This is a genomic window from Streptomyces sp. NPDC059564, assembly GCF_042735575.1.
In the GTDB taxonomy this organism is placed as follows: Bacteria; Actinomycetota; Actinomycetes; order Streptomycetales; family Streptomycetaceae; genus Streptomyces.
Map to the genome: position 1 here is coordinate 1 of NZ_JBHWBP010000532.1, position 3,713 is coordinate 3,713.

The window sequence follows — 3,713 nt, forward strand, 5'->3', positions numbered from 1 at the left end:
TCAGTGCGGTCGAGGCCCGGATGATGAGCGACGTCGGCATCGGGGTGTTCCTCTCCGGCGGCCTTGATTCGGCGATCGTCACGGCGGTGGCCGCGAGGTACGCGGAGCGGAACCGGCAGCCGCTGCCGACGTTCGCCGTCGGGCTGGCGGACAGCTCCGACCTCGCGGCCGCACGGGTGGTCGCGGAGCACCTCGGCACCGAGCACCACGAGGTGGTGATGACGCCGGAGGACGCCGTGGCGGCGCTGCCGGGCGCGGTGCGCGCCATCGAGCACTTCGACCTGCACCTGGTGCGCAGCGCGGTGCCGAACCTGCTGCTCGCCGAGTACGCCGCCAAGAGGGTCCGTACGGTACTGACGGGGGAGGGCGCGGACGAACTCTTCGCCGGCTATCCCTCCTATCACGTGGCACCGTTCCTCGACCCGGACGCGCTGCAAGCGGAGCTGGTACGGGATGTGGAAGGGCTGCACCACCTGAACCTGCAACGCTGCGACCGCACCACGATGGCCTACGGGATGGAGGCGCGGGTGCCCTTCCTCGACCGGGACGTCATCGAGCTGGCGCTGTCGATTCCGCCGGAGCACAAGATGATCGGGCCCGGCATCGAGGAGAAGAAGCTGCTGCGCGACGCGTTCTCCGGATGGCTGCCGGAGGAGATCCTGCGGCGCGGCAAGCTCCAGTTCGGCCACGGCTCGGGGGCCAAGGACGTCCTGACGGCGGCGCTCATGCCGACGGCGTCCGACGGGGCCGTCGGCACAGGGGCACTGGACGAGGAGGCCGCGTTCTACGCCCTGTGGCATGCCGAGTTCGCCGGCATCAGTCCGGAACGGGCCCTGGGGCGGCCCGCCTGACACGCCTCAGCGAGTCGTCTCCGTCGAGCCGGCCACCTGGCTCCCCATCGAGGACGAAGCCAGACGGAAGGCCCGCAGGCTGCGCGCCCACACCGGGGAGCCGTCCCTCAGCGAGAGGAGGAGGGGGCACAGCTGGGCCGAGAAGTCGCGGCTGGCATCGGCGGGAATCAGCGAAGGAAGATTGTCGATGGCGATCACGTCCAGAGGGCGCTCGCCATCGCGCAGGCGCACCACCGGACTCTCCCAGTCGGTGGCCTTGTCGTAGACCGGCACCGCGTTGAACTCGGAAGCCACGTCGCATGTGACATCGCAGAGCACGGACAATCGGCGGGCAGGGTCGTCGAGACCGGCCTCTGTCAGGAAGGGGTGTACCGGCCGTACGGTGCCGATCGCGTTGACCAGGATGTCATGGGCGATCAGAGCGTGGTGGTCCAGTTCCTCGGTGTCGGCGCTGTCCCAACGAGTCGGATCGATGCCGGCCGTCTCGAGTGCGTCACACGCACCGCGGCCCGCTCGTCCGTGAGCGCCGATCACCACCGCCGTGGTGCCGAGGGCGGGGTTCCCGCGCCGGGACGCGCGCAACCCGGCGTCCAGTTCGTCTTTCGAGAACGAGGAGAGGGGCGGGGCCAGCAGGCCTCTTCGGTGGAGCACTGCCAGTGCGGCGCCGGCGTAGCCCGCCCAGTAGCCGAATGCGGCGAGTCGGCGGCCGTCCTCGTCGACCAGGTACTCCATGTCGAGCAGCGCGCCACCGCCGGCGGCGAAGCGCGCCAGCAGTCGGCGCGCCCCCACCTGTCCCTTGTAGGCGTGTCCGAAGAAGATGTGCCGGTTCCTCAAGGCGGAAGGCTCGCTGGGAAGTTCCTTGAGGCCGAGGACGTAGTACCCCTCAGGGCAGTTGACCCAGTCGGCTCGTGGGGCGACACGGCAACCGGCGGCGGCGTAGGCGACGGTGGGAAAGACGCGTTGTCCGGATTCCTCGACCGTCACTTCGATGCCGTGTTCCGTCAGTGTCCGGGCGTCGTCGGGCGTAATCGGGGCGCGTTGTTCGGTCGGCCGGGTTTCGTGCCGCATCCACAGTCTAGGCATTTCGGACATGGCGGGAGTTTGCGCTTCCGGGCGCCGGGCCTAACCGGACAGAAAATCGATTCATCCGTATGTGCGCCTCGCGCCTCGCCGTCCGGGCCGGTGGCCGCGATCCGGACCGGCTCCGCTGTCGATGTGCCGGGCGGCGGCGGACGCGGCCATCCGGGTGGGATCCGGCATTCCGTACGCGGTCCCGTACGGGTCGGGGGTGGATCATCTCCGGCAGAACCCTGTCCGTACGGCCCGGGGACGGCCACTGATGACTGTTCGTTCGAGGTGCGGGCGGCTGCCGACCGGCGTCCTGGTCCTGGCGGTCTTCCTCGGGGGCTTCCCGCCGGCGTCCGGGGCCGCGCCGGGCCCCTCCGCCCGGGTTCCGCGGGCGCTGAGGGTGCAGGTGCGCGCCGCGCTGCCGCACGACCGGGAGGCCTTCACCCAGGGTCTGGAACTGCACGACGGCCTGCTGTATGAGGGCACCGGGCTCACCGGCCGGTCCGCGGTGACCGCGGGCCCCGTCGGCGGGGAGCTCTCGCGCCGGGTGGCCTTGGGCGCGGAGTTCTTCGGCGAGGGCATCACCGTCGTGGGGGACCGGGTGTGGCAGCTGACCTGGCGCGAGGGCGTCGCCTTCGAACGGGACGCGCGCACGCTCGCCGAGCGGCGACGGGTGCGGTACGAGGGCGAGGGCTGGGGCCTGTGCGCGCAGCCGGACCGGCTGGTGATGAGCGACGGATCGTCCACCCTCCTCTTCCGTGACCCCTACGACTTCGGCAAGCGGGGCTCGGTGACGGTGACGGAGAACGGCCGCCCGCTCGAACGCCTCAACGAACTGGAGTGCGCCGCCGACGGCTCGGTCTACGCCAACGTGTGGCCGACCGACCGCATCGTGTGCATCGACCCGGCCTCCGGCGAGGTCACCGCGACCGTCGACGCCTCGGGCCTGCTCGGCCCCGCCGACCGGACCGAGGGCGTCGGCGTCCTCAACGGCATCGCCCATGTCCCGGGCACCGATGAGTACTTGGTCACCGGGAAGAACTGGCCACGGATGTTCCGGGTGACCTTCGTGCCCGCCTGAGCGGCGGCCGCCGCTTATCTGCCGATGTGATCAACCGCTTGTCCGGTGCGTGCGGGCCGGCGGGAGCGTGTCGCGGGGGCGTTGGGGGAGGAGCGGCGTGGTGTCGGTTGCGTTGAGTAACCGCATGTGTACTTTGCGCACACATTCGGCAAAGGCGGACTTCTGTTCGCTTCTTCGCTGTGAGGAAGGTTCATGGATCTCATTCGTCCCCTACGGGGGGTTGTGTGGCGTGCCCTGTGCACGACGACGGTGGCAGCGGTGGTGTGGGCGCCGACGCCGGCGTCGGCGCTGCCGGTGCAGGGCGCGGCGGTGGCCCGCGTGGTGCAGCCCGTACCGCCCGAGGAATCGCCCTGTCCGGGCGGGGAACCGAAGCCGTGCGGGGCTTCGGACCAGAACAACCAGCAGGCCAAGGGTGACTACGACGACGCCAAGGCGGAAAAGCGGAAAGCCGAGCAAGACGTGGCGGCATCCCGGCAGAAGGCCGAGGAGTGCCCGCCGGGCAACCAGGAATGCATGCAGAGGGTGACGCAGGGGGCGCCGGTGGCGAAGGCCGACTTCGACCAGAACCGAACGGACGTCAAGGCCCAGCAGGAGGCCATGCAGCCGACCGCCAACGTCGGTACGGCGACCCAGGGCGGCTGCGCGGAGTTCGCGGCGCTCCTCCCGGTGGATCCGGCGACCACCGTTTCCTACACCGGCATCTGCGGAAGGAT

4 protein-coding genes are annotated in these 3,713 nt (G+C 70.5%); 3 read left to right on the plus strand and 1 reads right to left on the minus strand.

The features are described from left to right. A partial coding sequence (locus tag ACFV0Q_RS39595; RefSeq protein ID WP_385012708.1) for an asparagine synthase-related protein occupies positions 1 to 851 on the plus strand: 851 nt, incomplete at its 5' end. A 6-nt stretch (positions 852 to 857) separates the two neighbouring features. Here ACFV0Q_RS39595 and ACFV0Q_RS39600 read toward each other — a convergent pair. Then, positions 858 to 1,943 (minus strand): saccharopine dehydrogenase, encoded by a 1,086-nt coding sequence (locus tag ACFV0Q_RS39600; protein WP_385012709.1) that lies wholly within the window; start codon positions 1,941 to 1,943, stop codon positions 858 to 860. Positions 1,944 to 2,190: 247 nt separating this feature from the next. Here ACFV0Q_RS39600 and ACFV0Q_RS39605 point away from each other — a divergent pair, with 247 nt between their 5' ends. After that, the gene (locus ACFV0Q_RS39605; RefSeq protein ID WP_385012710.1) at positions 2,191 to 3,000 is read left to right on the plus strand and encodes a glutaminyl-peptide cyclotransferase; all 810 of its coding nucleotides are present in this window, start codon (positions 2,191 to 2,193) and stop codon (positions 2,998 to 3,000) included. Positions 3,001 to 3,192: 192 nt separating this feature from the next. Further along, a partial coding sequence (locus ACFV0Q_RS39610; protein ID WP_385012712.1) for a hypothetical protein occupies positions 3,193 to 3,713 on the plus strand: 521 nt, incomplete at its 3' end.

Bases quoted from the DNA above. Each gene is read 5' to 3' on its own strand.
- ACFV0Q_RS39605 (WP_385012710.1), top strand. From the start codon at position 2,191: ATGACTGTTCGTTCGAGGTGCGGGCGGCTGCCGACCGGCGTCCTGGTC.
- ACFV0Q_RS39600 (WP_385012709.1), bottom strand. From the start codon at position 1,943: ATGTCCGAAATGCCTAGACTGTGGATGCGGCACGAAACCCGGCCGACC.